Consider the following 17,195-nt stretch of genomic DNA (forward strand, 5'->3'; position numbering starts at 1 on the left):
CTTGCCGAAGTCAGGGGGGGTGACGTGGAACATCAACGTATCGAAGCCAGCGAATCGCGGGTGAGGGGGGCGGAAAGGCTCGAGCGGGGACTTGAGGCCGTGCTGTTCGGCAGCCGCTGGCTGATGGCGCCCTTCTACCTGCTGATGGTGGTCGCCCTTGGCATGCTGCTGGTCAAGTTCACGCAGGAAAGCTGGCACATCGTCACGCACACGCTGACGATGACCGAATCCGACGCCGTGCTCGCGGTCCTGTCGCTGATCGACATCACGCTGACCGGCAATCTGCTCCTGATGGTGCTGTTCGCCGGCTACGAGAACTTTGTCTCGAAGATGGACGTGAATGATCATGAGGACCGGCCCGAATGGATGGGCAAGGTCGATTTCGCCGGCCTGAAGCTCAAGCTCATCGCCTCGATCGTCGCGATTTCGGGCATCAACCTACTCAAGAATTTCATGGCGCTTGAACCGGGTGCCATGGCCGCGGGCAAGACCGAGCAACTGTTCTGGATGGTGGTCATCCACATGACCTTCATCGCCTCGGGCGTAATGCTGGCCTTCATGGACAAGATCGCAGCGAGCACTGGCAAGCACGGCTGAGCGGCAGGATTCAGAAGCCCGCCAGGAAGCCGGCCACGTTGTCGCCGAGCGCCTCGACGGCATAACCGCCTTCGAGGATGATGAGGGTCGGAAGGCCCATCGCCGCGACGCGCGCCGCGAGTCGCCGATAATCGTCGGTGCGGATGGCGAAGTGGCTGATGGGATCGCCCTCGTAGGTGTCGGCGCCGAAGCTCACGACCAGGAGCTCGGGCGCCTGCGTCCCGAGCCAGTCGCAGGCCGTTGCGAGGGCCGCGTCATAGGCGGCGAAGCTGGTGCCGCGCGCCAGCGGAAGGTTCAGGACGTTGCCGCCGCTCTCGTCGGCGTGGCCCCAGTAGAAGGGATAGTCGGTTCTCGGATCGGCGTGCAGCGACGCGAAGGCGATGTCGCTGCGCCCGTGGACGATGTCCTGCGTGCCATTGCCATGATGATAGTCGAGGTCGAGGATGGCAGTACGCCCGCCTGACACGAGCGCGGCGATGGCTGCCCAGTTCAGGTAGCTGTAGCCCCCCATATAGTCCGGGCCCGCATGGTGCCCCGGCGGGCGGGTGAGGGCGAAGGCATGGTCACCGGCGACCGTCGCCCCGAGCGCGCCGAGCAGCGTCGCCGTGCCCGCCTGAAGCGCGTCCCACGTGCCTTGGCTGATCGGTGCGCAGGTGTCGTAGCAGTGCTGCCCGAGCCGCGCGTCGATGCGGGTCAGCTCACGCGGTCGCCGGTGCACAGGAAAGGCATAGGGGAGGACGTCGCCCGCCCGTCCCGCTGCCCGCCATTCCTCATGCGCGGTGCGGAGGAGGTCGAGATAGGCCGGATCGTGCGCCGCGGCCGCGGCCGCGAGCAGGTCTTCGCCCGAACATACTGGCGGCGCCTCGACCGGGCCGATCGCGGCGAGCACCGAATCCACCCGCTCGACCACGTCCGCGGCCGGGTGGAGCGCCCCGTTGAAGAACTCGCTCTGCGGCTCGTGGCCGCGCTGCCGCTCGTCCCAGAAGCAGCGCATGGTTAGCGCTGCAGGTCGCTCGGGAGGGTCGGCTCGCTCAGCAACTGCTCCATCCGCTCCCACCGCGCCTTGGGATCGGCAAAGCGCTCGACGTCGCGTGCGACCATGTCCCGGCCGATATTGTAGTTGATGACGTAGGATCGGTACTGGCGCGTGAAGGCGATCGACTGCTTTGCCCGGTCGGCGCCGACGAGCTGATACTTCTGGGTCAGCCGGATGGCGGTCGGTTCGTCGATCTGTCCGTCGAGGAATTGCTGGGCAATAGTGTTGCGCGCCGGGCCGAGGTCGCGGATCGCGTCGAGCAAGGCGTCATAGCGGGCGATCTCGCCCGCCGGCAGGCCGGCGATCGGTGCCAGCACCGCCGCTTCGTAGCGGGCCTTGCGCGCGCTCGGGAAGGCAAGGTCGATCCCGTAATTGGCCGAGCCCTCGGCCAGCAGCGACTGCGGCGAGAAGAGCGGGTAGACGGTGAATTCAGTCCAGCCCTTGGCTTTCACCAGCCGCTCCTCGAGCAGCACGTTCAGGACATGGTGGCCCGGATAGCCCTCGTGGCACCCGAGATCGACCGCGCGGCTGAGGCGGATCGGAAGGTCGGTGTTGATCTCGATCCGGCTGTGGTCGTTGCCGAGATAGTAATTGTAGCCCGACCAGCTCTTGCCGGTGACGAAGGCGAGATCGAACTTCTCGGCCGGGGGCAGGTCGATATGCTCGATCGTCGCCTGGCGGCAGGCGGCGATGGCCTGGCGGAACACCGGCTCGAGCTTGTCGCGCGGGATGGTGAAGCGGTTCTGATAGGCCTCGACCCTGTCGGCGAGCGCGCCGTCGCCCGGCACCAGCGCCTCGATGCGCGCCAGTACGGGGTCGAAGGTCGCAAGCGGCTTCACCTCGGGACGCACGCCAAACAGGCCCTGCGCTTCGTCGGCGAAGGACAGCTTCTCTCCCTGCAGCATGCGCAGGCGGGTGGCGGCGGCGGTCAGCTGCGCCTGGAGGAAGGCGGCGCGGCGCGGCTCCTCGGCGGACAGCGACGCGACCCGGCCCTGCAGCGCGGCAACCCGGGCCGCGAGAGCCGGGAAATCGCTCGCGGCGGCCAGCGCCTGGCCTTCGCTCTTGAGCGCCGGATCGCCGTAGTAAGCGTCGATATAGCCGTCTTCCTTCTCGCCGATCGCGAGCTGGAGCACGACATAATCGCGGGCGACCGCCGGCCAGCCCGAGGCGGGCGCTGCCCCGGGCGCGGTGGCGCAGGCGGCGAGGGTCAGCGCGGCAAGGGCGGAGAAAAGGGATCGTTGCATACGGTGGGGTCCTTCTCGGCGTCCTCGCCGAAGATTTCGTCGCATTCCTCGCGGTCGCCCGGTCCGTCCTCGGTCGGACGCGCAAGCGCGAGCATGATCGTCCCCGCTATCCCCGACAGGAGCGAGCCGAGCAAGGTGCCGATCTTGGCCTCGTCGATCAGCAGCCGGTCGGTGAAGGCCAGTTCGCCGATGAACAGGCTCATGGTGAACCCGACCCCGCACAGGAGCGCCGCGCCATAGACGTGCGCCCAGCTCAGTGACTGCGGCTTGCGGGCTAGGCCGGTCCGGTCAGCCAGCCAGATCGCGCTAAGCACGCCCACCTGTTTGCCGACGAACAGGCCGGCCGCGATCGCGAGCGGAAGGGTGTCGAGCAGCTGGTCGAGCCCGCCGATGGTGACGCCCGCGCTGGCGAAGCCGAACAGGGGCACGATCCCGAACATGACGATCGGATGCAGGCGATGCTCGAGCCACTTGAGCGGCGAGCGGGCTTCGCCCCGGCCGAGCGGAATGGTCAGCGCGGCGACGACCCCGGCGATGGTCGCGTGGACCCCCGACAGGAACACCGCCAGCCAGAGGAACGGGAACAGCAGCAGGAAGGGCCACAGCCGCCGAACCCCGAACATGTTGAGCGCCGCCATCGCCCCGACCAGCAATGCGCTCGCGCCCAATGCCGTGAGGTTGATGTCGGCGGTGTAGAAAAGCGCGATGATCGCGACCGCCCCGATGTCGTCGATGATGGCGATGGTGACGAGCAGCAGCTTGACCGCGGCGGGCACGCGCTTTCCGAGCAGGGCCAGCAGGCCGAGCGCGAAGGCGATGTCGGTCGCGGCGGGGATCGCCCAGCCGGGCGACAGGACCGGGTCGAAGCCGCTGACCAGCTTGTAGACGAGCGCCGGCACCGCCATGCCCACCGCCGCCGCGATGATCGGCAGACGCCGGGCCTCGGGGCTCGCCAGCTGGCCGTCATACCATTCGCGCTTCACTTCCAGCCCGACGAGCAGGAAGAACAGTGCCATCAGCGCGTCGGCGATCCAGTAATGGACCGACAGCGGCCCGAGCTTCGCCTCGAGCAGCGCATGGTAGTTGTGCTCGAGCGGGCTGTTGGCGATGATGAGCGCCAGCGCGGCGGCTCCCATGAGGAGCAGCCCGGCGTTACGATCGTGCGAGGATGAAGCTGCGTCCGCCATGCCCGGGGACATGCCGGGCAGCTTCAACTCACGCAACCACTATCGGGTCAGGCAGTGGCGGCCTGCCGGACTACGACCTCGAGGCTCATCTCGGCGTTGAGCAGCTTGGAGATGGGGCAGTTGGTCTTGGCTTCCTCGGCGAGACGGCGAAGTTCGGATTCCTCGATGCCGGGCACGCTGGCGACCAGCTTGAGGTCGGAGCGGCTGACCTTGAAGCCGGCGCCATCCTGGTCGAGCTTCACCCGCGCCTCGGTCTCGAGCGTGCCGTCCGAATGGCCCGCGCCGGCAAGACCGAAGCTCAGCGCCATGGTGAAGCAGCTCGCATGCGCCGCGGCGATCAGTTCCTCGGGATTGGTCCCGGGTTCGCCCTCGAAGCGCGTGTTGAAGCCGTAGCGGCTTTCTTCGAGCACCTTCGACTGGGTGGAGACCCAGCCTTTCCCGGTCTTGCCGAGGCCTTCGTAGCGCGCGGTCGCCGAGCGGGTGATCATGATCGTCTTCTCCTTGGGTGGTGGACCAATGGACAGGTGGGGTGTCCGTTCGATCCTGCAACGGATGAAGAGGCGGACCGTTCACCGGCCATGGCCTGCAACGCACAACAGGCGAGTGGCGCTTTCCGGGGCTGGCTCGACACCATCGACGGCAAGCCGCTGATCATGGGGCATTTCGACGCCGACGGGCTGGCCGCGGTGGCGATCCTCGCCCGCTCGCTCCCCGACAGCGCGGTGCGGCTCGTCGGCAAGGGCGAGACGCCGTGGACCCCGGCGGTCCGATCCGAACTCGAGAAAGCGAGGCCATCGGCGGTCGTCGCGACCGACCTCGGCGTCCGCGAGGGCAATATCCTGCCCGGCACGCCGACCTGCCTGATCGATCATCATGTGCCGACCGGCACGCCCGGCGACGCCCTAGTCATCAGCGGCAATGGCTGCACGCCCGAGCCGACCAGTGCGCTCCTCGCCTGGTGGGCCTGCGGCTGCCGCGAGGAGCTGCTGTGGCTCGCCGCCATCGGCCTCATCGGCGACATGGCCGAGGACAAGGGCTTCGACGAAATCGCCCGGGCGCAGACCCGCTACGGCAAGACCGCGCTCCGCCAGGCAGTCAGCCTCATCAACGCGCCGCGCCGCACCGCCGCGGCCGATGCCAGCCCGGCGCTCGCGCTGCTCATGAAATGCGACAATCCGAAGGAGCTTCTCTCGGGCATCCATCCGGAGACTGCTGTGCTGCTTGCGGCCAAGGAAGAAGTGAAGGCGGCGATGGACGGCGCGAAGAGGGTCGCGCCCAAGGTTCGCGGCGAGGTCGCGCTCATCCCGCTCGACAGCCCGTGCCAGATCCATCCGCTGATCGCGCAGCAATGGCGGACGCGCCTCAAGGACAAGGTCGTGATCGCCGCCAACAAGGCCTATCGCCCGGGCTGGGTCCACTTCGCCGCACGCACCGCCGCCGGCCACGACCTCATCCGCTTCTTCGCCGACCGCCGTCCCAAGGGCGCGGGCAGCGAATATGGCAGTGGCCACCGCGCGGCGAGTGGCGGCGCACTCAAGATTCCCGACTGGAACCGCTTCGTCGCGGACCTCGGCTTCCCGGAGGAACAGATCGCGTGACCATCGACCCCAATCGTCCCCTGCGTCTCGGCTTTCCGGTGAAAGTCATGGGCGTCCCTGGCCTCAAGTCGGGCGACAGCCGCCGCTGGCAGAAGGACCCGCATCTCAAGTGCAGCCTCGAGCTGCTCGACGGCGTGCTCGACTATCTCAAGAAGGTCGAGATCGACATGTACCGGCTGAGCTCGGACATCGCGCCCTACGCGACCCATCCCGACATGCCGCAATTCCACAACATGGTGGCCGAGAGCGACGCCGAGCTGGCGGCGTTCGGCAAGAAGGCGCGCGAACTCGACATCCGCCTCTCCTTCCACCCCTCGCAATATGTGCTCCTGAACAGCCCCGACCCCGACCTCACCGCCAAGTCGATCTGGGACCTGTCGAGCCAGGCCGAGATGCTCGACCGCATGGGCTGCGGGCCCGAAGCGGTGCTCGTCACCCACGTCGGCGGCGTCTATGGCGACCGCGAGGCCTCGCGCGCCCGCTGGATCGAGGGCTACAACCAGTGCCCCGAGCATGTGAAGCGCCGCCTCGTCCTCGAGAATGACGACATCCGCTTCTCGGCCGCCGACGTCCTGTGGATCACCGAGCGCTGCGGCGTGCCTTGCGTCTTCGACTACCAGCACTTCTGGTGCCTGAACCCAGAACGTCTCGACATGCGCGACACGCTCGAGAAGATCCTCGCCACCTGGCCCGAGGGCGTCCGACCCAAGATCCACTTCTCCTCGCCGCGCACCGAGCTTCGCGAAGTGAAGCGCAAGATCACGCCCAAGCAGCGCGAAGCCGCGATGGCCGGCAAGAAGAGCAAGTCGAAGGAGCTGACGCGCGCGCCGGTCAAGGCGACCGCCCGGGTGAAGACCGTCCTCCTGCCGCCGATCTGGACCGGCCACAGCGACTTCACCAATCCGTTCGAATTCGCGACCTTCATGCGCCACGCCGAGGGGCTCGAATTCGACGTGATGATGGAGGGCAAGGCGAAGGACGTGTCGATCATCAAGCTGCGCCCCGACCTCCTGCGCTTCGCGCCCGACGTCGCCGCCCGCTTCGGCATCTATCCGGACGATGCCGAGGAGCTCGCCGCGCAGGACAAGGCGCTCGAGCAGGGGGTCAGCGCCGAGGATGAGCCCGACGTCGACGAAGGCGGCCGGGTCGACGCGCCCGAGGAGGCGCTCGCCTGACGCGCTCACGAAGAGGGGCGCGAACCCTGACGGTCCGCGCCCCTCGTCGTTCCCGGCGGCTTACTTGCCGAGATAGGCAGTCAGCTCGGCCTTGCTGACGCTTCCGCTCTTGTCGGCATCGGCCTTCTTGAACGATGCCGCGAGATAGCCGGTGGTCGGCTTCTTGCCCCCGTTCGCGGTCTGGAGCGCGCTGATCCAGCTGTTGAACTCGGCTTTGCTCAGCGCGTCATTGCTGTTCTTGTCATAGCTCGCCCATTCCGAATCGATCACGCTTCCGGCCTGCGTGTCATTCTTAGTCGAGGCGGGCGAGGCAGGGGTGGCTGGAGTCGCCGGCGTGGCGGGTGTCGCGGACGTGTCCGGCACCGCGGGCGACAGCGGATCGCTCGACGGCGTCGCTGGCGTGGCGGGCGTGGCGGGCTGCGCCGGGGTGGCCGGGGTCACCGGCCCGGCAACCGGCTTGCCATTCTCGGCCGGCGGCGCGGTCTGAGCCATGGCGGCCGCACTGGCAAGCAGCGTCGAGGCGGCAAGAAGGGTCTTCAGCATGGATGTCTCCAGGATTGAAAGGGGAAGGTCGGCCGGAGAGCCAACACATCCTTTCAACGGCTGCTCCTTGCTTCCGGTGCCTCGGCACAACCTGTAGTTGGCTCGTTCCGCCTGTAGAACAAGCGTTTACTTGCAGCGGCTTAGCGGAGGTCGCAGATCTTACGCTCAGACCGGAGTCGGCGCGACGACGATCACGGTCCGATAGCCGTCGGGATCATGATGGCTCGTCACGGTGCCGCCGAGCTGCTGCACCGAATGGGCAATGAGCCGCAGTCCCAGTCCAGAGCGGCTCTTGGGTTCGGACGGGGCGGCAGGCCGCGATCCATTGTCCTCACAGGTCAGCCGGTAGCGCCCAGCTTCCAGCGTCTCGCCACGAAAGCGGATGGAACCCGTTCCGTCACCCACCGAATGCTTGACCGCGTTCGCGGCAAGCTCGTTCACGACCGTACCGAGGTTCGCCGCCTCGCGCGCTTCGACGTCAAAGGAATCGAACTCGCCGGTCACGGTCACTGCGGGCGGCTGCGACTGGTCGATGAGGTTGACGACTTCCCCGAGATAAGCGGCGAGATCGACCCGCCGCTGACCGCCATCGCTGAGGTGCCGATGGAGCAGCGACACGGTGTCGATCTGCTGCGCCACGCGGTCGAGCACCTCGCCGGCGTGCGGATCGGCTTCCGATCGGCGCTCGAGCCGGACGAACGCCGCCACCGTGCTCAGCGAATTCTTGATCCGGTGATCCATCTCGTTGCGCAGAACAGCTTCGGCCGCAAGCACCTGGCGCAGTTCGATCTGGGTCATCACCTGCCGCGCGAGCACCTCGAGCGCGTCGCGCTGCATCGGGGTCAGATTGCGCGGCTTGCGGTCGAGCACGCACAAGGTCCCGAGCGGCACGCCCGCGGCCGTCCGGAGCAAAGCGCCCGCATAGAATCGCATGCCGTCCTCGCCGGCGCAGAGCGGATTGTCGCGGGTTCGCTCATCGGCGTGCGTGTCGGGGATCTCGACGAAATCATTCTCGCGAATCACATGGGCACAGATCGAGCTTTCGAGCGACGTCTGGTCGCATCCGAGGCCGACCTCGGCCTTAAACCACTGCCGGTCGGAATCGACCAGCGACACCAGGCTCACCGGGACGTCGCACAGACGCGACGCCAGCGTGACGATATCGTCGAAATCCCGCTCCCGCGGCGTATCGAGGATGTTGTACGACCGCAGGACGTTCAGTCGGGTACCGAGCAACTCGTCAGAAGACACGTACGGAGAAACCCCCTCGTTTCGGACAATTCCGCCGCTTGCAGCACAATGTGGCGTCATTGGGGAGAGGGGGTGGTGCCCAGAGCCGGGATCGAACCAGCGACACTGCGATTTTCAGTCGCATGCTCTACCAACTGAGCTATCTGGGCCCACGGTCTCGCGGGCAGGCCGTTCGGCCGTGCGAGCGGCTCCCCTAACGGCGCTCATCCTCGCTGTCCAGCCCGGGATCGGCGGGCGGGCCCGGAATACGATAGCCCTCGCCCAGCCACTGCAGCAGATCGCGGTCCTTGCAGCCGCGCGAGCAGAAGGGCGCATGGTCAGGGCTGGCAGGCTTCTTGCACAAAGGGCAGGGCTTAGACGGGTTCGGCATGGCCACCTGAAATGGCGAGCCCGGGGTCCGCGCGCAAGCTGACGGCGCCGCCGCGCTGGCGGGCGAGGAAGTCGAGCCAGTCGGGCCTGGCCTCGAGCAGCGCGGCTACCGAAGGTGCCACCGCGAGCCGGGTCGGCCCATGCCCCGCCATGCCGGAACGGCGCAACAGGGCGCGCGCCGCGAAGGCGGGGCGGTCGTGCGCAAGTTCGAGCAAGGACGCGCGGCGGCGAGGCCGGACGACTTGGAGGAAGCCGAAACCGTTCACCGCCGTCCGCTCGAAAGGTTCGTCGGCGAGGGCTGCGTCGAGCGCCTCCGCGGCGGCCTGCCTTGCCGCCTTGCCCGGGGTCGACGGAAGGTCGATGCCGATATTGCCCTGAAGGTCGAGCCGGCGGATTGCCGCACCGGCCGCCGCGGCGCCCGCAACCGCGAGCTCGGCCGGATCGAGCCAGCCGTCGACGTCGATCACGGTCATCGCCGGGGTCAGCGCAAGCAGCAGCTCGCCGCCGCGAAAGGCGACGCGGCCGCTCGCCGCCTCGTCGAGCAAGTCGTCCCAGCCGGCCGCGCCGAGCCGATCACCCGCGTGGGGTGGGAAGGGGAGCTCCGTTGCGGGGGGCAGCGCCGGGATTGCCGGAGCATCGGTCGACGCCGGTCGCCCGAGCGCCCGCTTCCACGGCTCGGGGCCGGGCAGCGCCGGACGGGTGATCTCGAGCGTGAAGCGTCCGCCTTCGCTTTTCCCCGCCGGGCGCCGCTGAAGCAGGACCTCGCTTCCGTCCTCGAGCCGGGCAAGCGGCCGCGGTGCCACCGAGACGAGCCGCGCCTCCTGCACCGTCCCCGCGACCAAGAGGTCATCGGGCTGGATCCGGGCAGCGAGGATGTGATCGCGCTCGAGCAGGGCGTAGCGGGTTTCCCCGATCCCGCGCTCGGCGACCCACTCAGGCAAGCGGGTAACCGGCGCTCTTCAGGAGGAGTCGGGTCTCGGCGAGGGGCAGGCCGACGACATTGGACCAGCTGCCGGCCATGAAGCGCACATAGACTTCGCCATAGCCCTGGAGCGCATAGCCGCCGGCCTTGCCGCGCCATTCTCCATGCCCGGCGTAGTAATCGATTTCCTCGTCGGACAATCGCTTCATCGCAATCACGGTCTCGACCAGGCGGGTCCTCAGCGACTTGCCGGGGGCCGCGAGGGCGACCCCGGTCAGCACCTTGTGCCGGCGGCCCGAGAGCAGGGCCATGCACGAGCGCAGCGTTGCTTCGTCCTCGACCTTGGGGAGGATCCGGCGGCCGACCGCGACCACTGTGTCGGCCGCGAGCACCAGCGCGTCAGGCTCGAGCGCGGCAACCGCCAGCGCCTTTTCGCTGGCGAGACGCAGCGCGTGGGGGCGCGGAAGCTCGGCCTTGCCGGGCTCTTCGTCGATGTCGGCGGGACGGATCGCGTCGGGGGTGACTCCGATCCTGGCAAGCAGATCGACCCGGCGCGGGCTCGCCGAAGCGAGGACCAGGCGCATCACGCGCCCTTAGCCGTTGTAGCCGGGCGGGCCTCCGCGGCCGGGCATGAAGCGGTAGGTGATGCGGCCCTTGGTCAGGTCATAAGGGGTCAGTTCGACCAGCACTTCGTCCCCGGTGAGGACGCGGATGCGGTTCTTGCGCATCTTGCCGGCGGTGTGCCCCAGGATCTCGTGACCATTCTCGAGTTCGACGCGGAACATCGCGTTGGGGAGCAGTTCGACCACCCGCCCGCGCATCTCGAGAAGTTCTTCCTTGGCCATGCAAATCCTTTGTGAAGCGTCAGCTTTTCGCCGCGCCCTTAGCGGGGACGCGGCGAAAAGGGAAGGAGCGGCTCAGGCGGGATTGTAGCGTGCGAGCCACTTGGCGGCTTCCTCGAGCCACTGCAGGCGGTCGCTTTCGAGCGGGAACTGGTGCGTGTTGCGCGGCTGCTCGATGTAGCGGAAGTCCTTGCCCTCGACCTTGCCCGACGACTTCAGCCGTTCGACCAGGAAGCGGGCCTGCGCCGGGGGCACGCGTTCGTCCTTGGCGCCCTGCACGATGAGGATTGGCGCCCATTGGCCATCGGTGTTCCGGGCCGGGGACACGTCGGCGAGGCTGGACGCTGCCGAGCCGATATATTTCGAGCTGAATTCGCCGAGATAGTTGCGGTCGTAAGCGGTCATCTTGGGGATGTCGTAGACTCCCGCGCCGGCGATCGCGCAGCGATAAAGCTCGGGATTGCGCTGCGCTGCACGGGCGGCGGCATAGCCGCCATAGGACCAGCCCATGACGCAGACCCGCTTGGCATCGACCAGGCCCTGTGCGGCGAGATGGCGGACGCTGTCGTCGAGGTCGTCCTGCATCGCGGCGCCCCAATTACCGTCGCTCATGGCCACCCAGGCGTAGCCGAAGCCATCCGAGCCCCGATAGTTGGGCTGGACCACGGCATAGCCAAGCTCGGCCATCGCCTGCGCCCAGCTGTCGAAGCGCTCGTAATCGCGCGCCCACGGGCCGCCGTGCGGCATGACCACCAGCGGCAGGCCCTTCGCCTCGCGCAGTCGCGGCAGGGTCAGCACCGCATCCACGTCCTTGCCGTCGCGCGCCTTGTAGGTGATCGTCCGGACGGGGTTGAGGCGCGCGTCCTTCAGCGTCTCGCTCATCCAGCCGACCTGCCGCGTCGCGCCCGTTTCCGTGTTGAACAGATAATAGCCGCCGCGCTGATCCGGCCGCCCGACGTGGAAGAGGATGTTCTGCCGCGGCTTGTCGGTCGAGACGATCGTCGCATTGCCCTTGCCCGCCGTCTCGTCGAGCGCGGCCTGGATTTCCTTCAGGCGCGCATCGTACCAGATGCGCTCGGGCCGATTGCGGATGATCGCAATGCTCTCGATCGCGTCCCCGGCATCGGTCGAGTCCACGTCGGAGACGTCATATTTGGGATCGGAGAACACCTTTCGCCCGATGTCGAGCGTCTGCAGGTCCATCTCGTAGACCGCGTTCGTGCCCTCGTGACGGCTGACGACCAGCGCCTTGCCGCCGGGCAGGAACAGGCGCGGGATGGGGAGGGTCTTGTAGCGCTCGTTGCGCTCCTTGATGATCGTCTTGAACGGCCCGCTCCCGCCCGCGCGATAGAGCACGGTCGTTCGGCCGGTCTCGCGGTCGTTGCTCCCGCCCATGCGGACGTTGCCCTGCGCGTCGGCGACCCAGAAATTGACCCCGCGGGTCGGCCGGAGAACCACCGTCTGGGCCCCGGTGAGAGCATCGATCTCGAGCACTTCGGGGTTGCTGAGCCGCTCGGTCCCGCGACCGGCCGCCATCCGCGACAGCAGGATCCGCGGCCGGCCCTCGTTCGACACCCACAGGACCTGGCCGCCCGAGATGAAGGTTCCATCCCAGCCGAGCAGGGTCCGCGCCTTCGTCTTCCTGTTGTACGACAGCGCCCGGCTGGCGGTGACGCGATTGCCGTTGAGGTCGGTCACGGCCGAAATGATAATCAGCAGATTGTCGGGGTCGAGCCAGCGCCAGCTGTTCACCCGGACGTCGTTGAGCTTGTCGAACTCGCCGTCGCGGGCGATGACTTCGGGCTTCGCATTGGGCTGGTCGAGCGGAATGATCGTCAGCACCTGCTCGTCGCCGTTCCGGACCCGCGCCGCGATCGCGGTCGCATTGGGATTGAGCCGCGGCTGCTCGAGCTGGGGATTGGCCGCGAACACGCTGAGCGGCTGGCGCGGCAGCGGTGCTTTCGCCGCCTGCGACTGGGCCGCGGTCGCGACCGGAAGCGTCAGCGACGCCCCCGCGAGAAGGAGCAGCCCGCCCAACGCCTTACGAAATGTCATCTGATCTTTCCCCCGGAACCCGATTCGGCGTGCCGAAGGTAACCGCCTGGGAAATGGAGAAAAGAGGGAATCCCGGAAGGCTCCGGCGGATTAGGCCTCGACCTTTTCGCGCTTGTGCCGACGCTGGACCAGCAGCTTGTCGATCTTGCGCCCGTCGAGGTCGACGATCTCGAATCGCCAGCCGTCATGATCGAAGGTTTCGCCCGTCTCGGGGAGGTGCTTCAGCACCGACAGGGCAAAGCCCGCCACCGTCGAGAAGTCGCGGTCGGCGGCGAGATTGATCCCGAGCCGGTCCTCGAGGCAGTCGGCATTGGCCGAGCCCGAAACCAGGAAGCTGCCGTCCTCGCGCTCGACCAAAGGAGGATCGTCATCATCGTCGGCGTCGTTGGCGAAGGTGCCGGCCAGCGCAGCAAGGATCGAGCCAGGGGTCACGATCCCGTCGAGATGGCCATATTCGTCGTGGACGAGCGCCAGCGGGACTTCGGCCGAGCGGAGCACGGTGAGCGCGTCCATCGCGTCCATGACGTCGGGGATGACCTGCGCCTTGCGGGCCAGCGCCCGAAGATCGATCGAGCGGCCGTCGAGCAGGGCGTCGAGCATGTCGCGGGTCTGGACCACCCCGACGATCTTCTCGACCGACCCTTCCGCGACCGGAAGCCGGCTGTGCGGTGTCTCGGCGAGCGCAGCGCGGATTTCATCGGGCGAGCTGTCGATGTCGATCCAGTCGACCTCGGTCCGCGGGGTCATCACCTCGCGCACCGGACGGTCGGCGAGCCGCACGATGCCGGAAATGATCGCGCGTTCCGATTCCTCGAGCACGCCCGCGGTCTGCGCTTCGGCGACCACCAGGTGCAGCTCCTCGGCAGTGACCTGGTTCTCGTTGGTGCGGTTGAGCCCGAGCAGGCGGAAGATGAGCGCGCTGCTCTTGTCGAGCACCCACACCAGCGGCGAGGTGATCTTGCTCAGCCACAGCATCGGCCGGGCGACGAGGGTCGCGATCCGCTCGGGATTGCGCAGCGCGAACTGCTTGGGGACCAGCTCGCCGATGATCAGCGACAGATAGGTGGTGACCGCGATGACCAGCCCGAAGCCGACCTGCTTGGCAAGGTCGGGATCGAGCCCGAGCCCCTGCAACCGCTGCGCGGTCGGTTCACCAAGGCTGGCGCCCGAATAGGCACCGGCAAGAATGCCGATAAGGGTGATCCCGATCTGTACCGTCGACAGAAAGCGCCCCGGGTCGGACGCCAGCTGGAGCGCGGTCTTGGCGCCGCCGCTGCCGCCACGGGCAAGCGCCTTCAGTCGCGCCTCGCGTGCCGACACGATCGCCAGCTCGCTCATCGCGAACACGCCATTCAGCGCGATCAGCGCCACGATCAGGACCAGATCGAACCAGGGAAAGGGGAGCAGGGTGCCGCTCATCGAGGGGTCAGCTTCTAGCCTTCATGCACGGCCAGCGGCAAGCGGCCGATCGTTCTGCGAACGGAACCATCGAAGCCGGTCGCGGTTTCGTCGTCCTGCGTTTAAAATACGGAGAAATGCAAACATGAAGCTTTCCAAGAAGCTGACGGTCGGCGCGATGGCCGCCTCGCTCGTGGCCACCTCGGCCTGCACCACCAATCCCGAGACCGGCAACCGCCGCCTGAGCAACACCGGCCTCGGCGCCATCCTCGGCACCGGCGCGGGCTATATCCTCGGTGACATCATCGGTGGCCGCAACAGCCGCACCGAGCAGATCATCGGCGCCGGCATCGGCGGCCTCGCGGGTGCCGCGGTCGGTCGCTACATGGACCAGCAGGAAGCCGAGCTTCGCCGCGAGACGGCCGGCACCGGGGTCGACGTCATCCGCCAGGGCGATGACCTCATCCTGCGCATGCCGAGCGGGATCACCTTCGCCTACAACCGCTACGACATCCAGCCGCAGTTCCAGTCGACCCTGAACGAAGTCGCGAGCACGCTGGCCCAGTACAACCAGAGCTACATCGACATCTACGGCCACACCGACTCGAGCGGGTCGGACGCCTACAATCAGACGCTGTCGGAGCGTCGGGCCGAATCGGTCGCCAACTATCTCAGCGCTCGCGGTGTCGCCCGCGCCCGCATGGCTACCCGCGGCTTCGGCGAATCGCAGCTGCTGGTGAACCCGGAGACGAGCGAAGCCGATCGCGCCGCCAACCGCCGCGTCGAGATCAAGGTCGTTCCCTTCCGCGGCTAGCGCCGTTCGGAGAAGAAGCGGCGGAGCTGCTCCGCCGCTTCTTCCTCTCCAATCCCGCCAAGCACGTCGGGCCGGTGGTGGCAGGTCGGCTGGCCGAACAGCCGCGGGCCGTTGACCACCGCCCCGCCCTTCGGGTCCTCGGCCGCAAACCGCAGCCGCGCGATGCGGGCAAGGGCGATCGCCCCCGCGCACATGGCGCAGGGCTCGAGGCTCACCCACAGATCACAATCATCGAGCCGGCTGGTGCCGAGGTGCGCCGCTGCGATACGCAGCGCGACCATCTCGGCGTGGGCGGTCGGGTCAAGGCCACCGCGCATGGCATTGCGGCCTTCGGCGACGATCCGGTCGCCGCGGGTCACCACCGCTCCGACGGGCACTTCGCCCGCCCGAGCGGCCTCGGCCGCAAGGTCGAGCGCACGGCGCATGGGGAGGGGAAGCGGGAAGCCCATGCCTCCCGCTACCCGGTTGGTTAGCGCTGCGTCGAGTCGGTCGTCGCGGGCTGCTGGCGGTTGGCGGCCGGGGCGGTCGCCGGTGCCGAGCCACCGGGAGCGACGCGGATTTCCGGAACCGGGATCGTCCGCTGGCCGGTGCCGACTTCGATCTTGCCGGTCTCGACCTTGAACTTGGGCTCCTGGCCGCCCTTGACGGTCACGCCATTGCCGTTGGCCGCAACCCCGGGCGCGACGGCAGGCTGGGTCTGGGTGATGCTCACGAAGCCCGTTGCGACGAGGGCGATCGCCCCGACGACCAGCAGCATGAGGATAAGGATGATGGCGCGCATCGCCGACGTTCTCCTGTTTCGTTTCGCCTCGACAACGCACCGTTGCGCGCAAGGGTTGCGGTTGACGCGAAGGGGGGGAAGGGTTAGGGGGCAGCGCTTTCCGGGAGCGCTCATGAGAGTGCACCCTCGATCAATCACGGGATAGAGATAATGGCGCGCGTCTGCGAGCTGACCGGCAAGGGCCGGCAGGTGGGCAACAATGTTTCCCACGCGAACAACAAGACCAAGCGGACGTTTCTGCCGAACCTGCAGAACGTGACCCTGATCAGCGATTCGCTGGGCAAGAGCGTCAAGCTGCGCGTCTCGACCCACGGACTGCGCTCGGTCGAGCATGTCGGCGGCCTCGACAACTGGCTGACCAAGACCAGCGAAGAGAAGCTCGGCACCGAGGCGCGCAAGCTGAAGCGCGAACTCGCCAAGAAGGCCAAGTCGGCCGCCTGATCCTGCGTCGTCCCGGTCTCGGCCGGGACTTCAGTGCCTCAGGGTAGAGAAGCCTCGGCTCCGGCCGGGGCTTTTGGCGTGTCAAGCTCCAGGCGCAGCAGTATCGTCCGCCGCCAGCCGTCATTGTCGGTGACCGCCCAGAGGCGGACTCCGCCGCCCGGCAGCGGCTCGGCCGCCAGCCCCTCGACATTGTCGACCGGTCCGAGCGGCAAGGTCGCGACGATCCGGAGATGCAGTCCGTCCCGGGACCGCCCGAGCAGCGCCAGCCGGTTCCGGATCCCGCGCCAGGTGATTTCGCGCACCGCAACCACCACCCGTCCACCGGGCAGCGCCGCCGCGTCGGCGATGCCCCCGGTCCGTCCCTGAAGCTTCAGCCATTGCCGCTCGCCCGTCGGCCCCAGCAGGAGCGCTTGGTCGCTTTCCTCTGGCAGGAGCAGCAGCCCGTCGCGGAGCATCACCATCGCCTCGACCCCGGCATTGCGCTTCCAGCCTTCACCCGGGAGCCCGACCCGAACGGGGGCGCCCCGGCCATAGGACCAAAGCGAATGGCGATTCTCGAAGGCGACGAGCAATTGCCCGCCATGCACCAGCATCGCTTCCGAATCGCGAAAGCGGCGGAAGGTCGGATAACCCGGGCCATCGGGAAGATCGCGCAGCACGGCACGCTCGCCCTCGCCCGGTCGCGGGATCGCGATGAGCACGGCCGAATCGGTGAGGGTGAGCAATCGACCGTCGCGAAGCAAGCGAAGCGCTGACAGTCCCGCGAAGCGCGGGTCGGGGCTCGCCAGCGTCCAGCTACCCGTCAGTCGCCAGCCGGGCGGCGCGTCCCAGCGCAGCGGCAGCGTTGTCGCCGTCACCACCGTCACCCGCGGCGGGGCGGGCAAGCGGTCCGGAAAGTCGTCGCGCCGATCGCCGTGCAGCAGTCCGGTCGCAACCAACGTA

General features: G+C 67.8%; 20 protein-coding genes and 1 tRNA gene. 5 read left to right on the top strand and 16 right to left on the bottom strand.

All coding sequences use genetic code 11. The features are described from left to right. The first annotated feature begins 24 nt into the window (after positions 1-24). Positions 25-597: a TIGR00645 family protein gene (locus tag AC4GYU_RS04215; RefSeq protein ID WP_491085650.1), complete on the top strand. Its 573-nt coding sequence runs from the start codon at positions 25-27 to the stop codon at positions 595-597. A 10-nt stretch (positions 598-607) separates the two neighbouring features. Here the strand turns inward: AC4GYU_RS04215 and AC4GYU_RS04220 are convergent, their stop codons facing one another. From AC4GYU_RS04220 to AC4GYU_RS04235, 4 genes are read right to left on the bottom strand one after another with little or no spacing between them, the layout of a single operon-like run. Then, positions 608-1,591 carry an arginase family protein gene (locus AC4GYU_RS04220; RefSeq protein ID WP_491085651.1) on the bottom strand — a complete coding sequence of 328 codons (984 nt, stop codon included), beginning with the start codon at positions 1,589-1,591 and terminating at the stop codon, positions 608-610. A 2-nt stretch (positions 1,592-1,593) separates the two neighbouring features. Further along, complete coding sequence (locus AC4GYU_RS04225; protein ID WP_491085652.1) at positions 1,594-2,877, bottom strand: hypothetical protein; 1,284 nt, start codon at positions 2,875-2,877, stop codon at positions 1,594-1,596. Continuing rightward, a complete protein-coding gene (gene nhaA, locus AC4GYU_RS04230; RefSeq protein ID WP_491085653.1) occupies positions 2,841-4,064 on the bottom strand; it encodes a Na+/H+ antiporter NhaA in 1,224 nt (407 codons plus the stop codon). Before nhaA ends, AC4GYU_RS04225 begins: the two co-directional genes overlap by 37 nt. A 47-nt stretch (positions 4,065-4,111) precedes the next feature. Further along, entirely contained in the window at positions 4,112-4,552 is a 441-nt protein-coding gene (locus AC4GYU_RS04235; RefSeq protein ID WP_491085654.1) for an OsmC family protein, read from the bottom strand. Positions 4,553-4,642: 90 nt separating this feature from the next. Between AC4GYU_RS04235 and AC4GYU_RS04240 the strand changes: the two genes are divergently transcribed. Together AC4GYU_RS04240 and uvsE are read left to right on the top strand one after the other, a co-directional pair. After that, positions 4,643-5,662, top strand: a complete 1,020-nt coding sequence (locus AC4GYU_RS04240; protein WP_491085655.1) for a DHH family phosphoesterase — start codon at positions 4,643-4,645, stop codon at positions 5,660-5,662. Continuing rightward, a complete protein-coding gene (gene uvsE, locus AC4GYU_RS04245) occupies positions 5,659-6,837 on the top strand; it encodes a UV DNA damage repair endonuclease UvsE (RefSeq protein WP_491085656.1) in 1,179 nt (392 codons plus the stop codon). Before AC4GYU_RS04240 ends, uvsE begins: the two co-directional genes overlap by 4 nt. Before the next feature lie 60 nt (positions 6,838-6,897). On the opposite strand, the gene AC4GYU_RS04250 is transcribed toward uvsE, so the two are convergent. The 9 genes from AC4GYU_RS04250 to AC4GYU_RS04290 all read right to left on the bottom strand — a co-directional run bounded on the left by AC4GYU_RS04250 (position 6,898) and on the right by AC4GYU_RS04290 (position 14,238). Continuing rightward, positions 6,898-7,380 (bottom strand): EF-hand domain-containing protein, encoded by a 483-nt coding sequence (locus AC4GYU_RS04250; RefSeq protein ID WP_491085657.1) that lies wholly within the window; start codon positions 7,378-7,380, stop codon positions 6,898-6,900. Between the two features lie 165 nt (positions 7,381-7,545). Further along, positions 7,546-8,631: a histidine kinase dimerization/phosphoacceptor domain -containing protein gene (locus tag AC4GYU_RS04255; protein ID WP_491085658.1), complete on the bottom strand. Its 1,086-nt coding sequence runs from the start codon at positions 8,629-8,631 to the stop codon at positions 7,546-7,548. Positions 8,632-8,704: 73 nt separating this feature from the next. Beyond that, positions 8,705-8,780, bottom strand: a tRNA-Phe gene (locus AC4GYU_RS04260). A gap of 44 nt (positions 8,781-8,824) precedes the next feature. After that, positions 8,825-9,001 (bottom strand): DNA gyrase inhibitor YacG, encoded by a 177-nt coding sequence (locus AC4GYU_RS04265; RefSeq protein WP_491085659.1) that lies wholly within the window; start codon positions 8,999-9,001, stop codon positions 8,825-8,827. After that, complete coding sequence (locus tag AC4GYU_RS04270) at positions 8,985-9,941, bottom strand: ribonuclease (RefSeq protein ID WP_491085660.1); 957 nt, start codon at positions 9,939-9,941, stop codon at positions 8,985-8,987. The genes AC4GYU_RS04265 and AC4GYU_RS04270 overlap by 17 nt, the downstream gene beginning before the upstream one ends. Next, positions 9,934-10,506, bottom strand: coding sequence for a Maf family protein (locus AC4GYU_RS04275; protein WP_491085661.1), 573 nt, complete (start codon positions 10,504-10,506; stop codon positions 9,934-9,936). Before AC4GYU_RS04275 ends, AC4GYU_RS04270 begins: the two co-directional genes overlap by 8 nt. Positions 10,507-10,515: 9 nt before the next feature. Further along, entirely contained in the window at positions 10,516-10,767 is a 252-nt protein-coding gene (gene infA, locus AC4GYU_RS04280) for a translation initiation factor IF-1 (protein ID WP_029941555.1), read from the bottom strand. Between the two features lie 72 nt (positions 10,768-10,839). Further along, complete coding sequence (locus AC4GYU_RS04285; RefSeq protein WP_491085662.1) at positions 10,840-12,819, bottom strand: alpha/beta hydrolase family protein; 1,980 nt, start codon at positions 12,817-12,819, stop codon at positions 10,840-10,842. Positions 12,820-12,909: 90 nt separating this feature from the next. Beyond that, entirely contained in the window at positions 12,910-14,238 is a 1,329-nt protein-coding gene (locus AC4GYU_RS04290; protein ID WP_491085663.1) for a hemolysin family protein, read from the bottom strand. 124 nt (positions 14,239-14,362) lie between these two features. On the opposite strand from AC4GYU_RS04290, the gene AC4GYU_RS04295 reads away from it, so the two are divergent. Further along, positions 14,363-15,031, top strand: coding sequence for a YiaD family glycine zipper/OmpA-like lipoprotein (locus AC4GYU_RS04295; RefSeq protein WP_491085664.1), 669 nt, complete (start codon positions 14,363-14,365; stop codon positions 15,029-15,031). Here the strand turns inward: AC4GYU_RS04295 and AC4GYU_RS04300 are convergent. Both AC4GYU_RS04300 and AC4GYU_RS04305 read right to left on the bottom strand, forming a co-directional pair. Next, on the bottom strand, positions 15,028-15,456 hold the full coding sequence (locus tag AC4GYU_RS04300) for a nucleoside deaminase (RefSeq protein ID WP_491085665.1): 429 nt from the start codon (positions 15,454-15,456) through the stop codon (positions 15,028-15,030). The two genes, AC4GYU_RS04295 and AC4GYU_RS04300, sit on opposite strands and share 4 nt — an antisense overlap. 44 nt (positions 15,457-15,500) lie before the next feature. After that, a complete protein-coding gene (locus tag AC4GYU_RS04305) occupies positions 15,501-15,812 on the bottom strand; it encodes a hypothetical protein (RefSeq protein ID WP_491085666.1) in 312 nt (103 codons plus the stop codon). A 150-nt stretch (positions 15,813-15,962) separates the two neighbouring features. Between AC4GYU_RS04305 and rpmB the strand changes: the two genes are divergently transcribed. After that, positions 15,963-16,253 (top strand): 50S ribosomal protein L28, encoded by a 291-nt coding sequence (gene rpmB / locus AC4GYU_RS04310; protein WP_491085667.1) that lies wholly within the window; start codon positions 15,963-15,965, stop codon positions 16,251-16,253. Positions 16,254-16,291: 38 nt separating this feature from the next. Here the strand turns inward: rpmB and AC4GYU_RS04315 are convergent, their stop codons facing one another. Continuing rightward, positions 16,292-17,191, bottom strand: coding sequence for an esterase-like activity of phytase family protein (locus tag AC4GYU_RS04315; RefSeq protein ID WP_491085668.1), 900 nt, complete (start codon positions 17,189-17,191; stop codon positions 16,292-16,294). Between the last annotated feature and the right edge of the window lie 4 nt (positions 17,192-17,195).

Source organism: Sphingomonas sp. SP2, assembly GCF_058313385.1.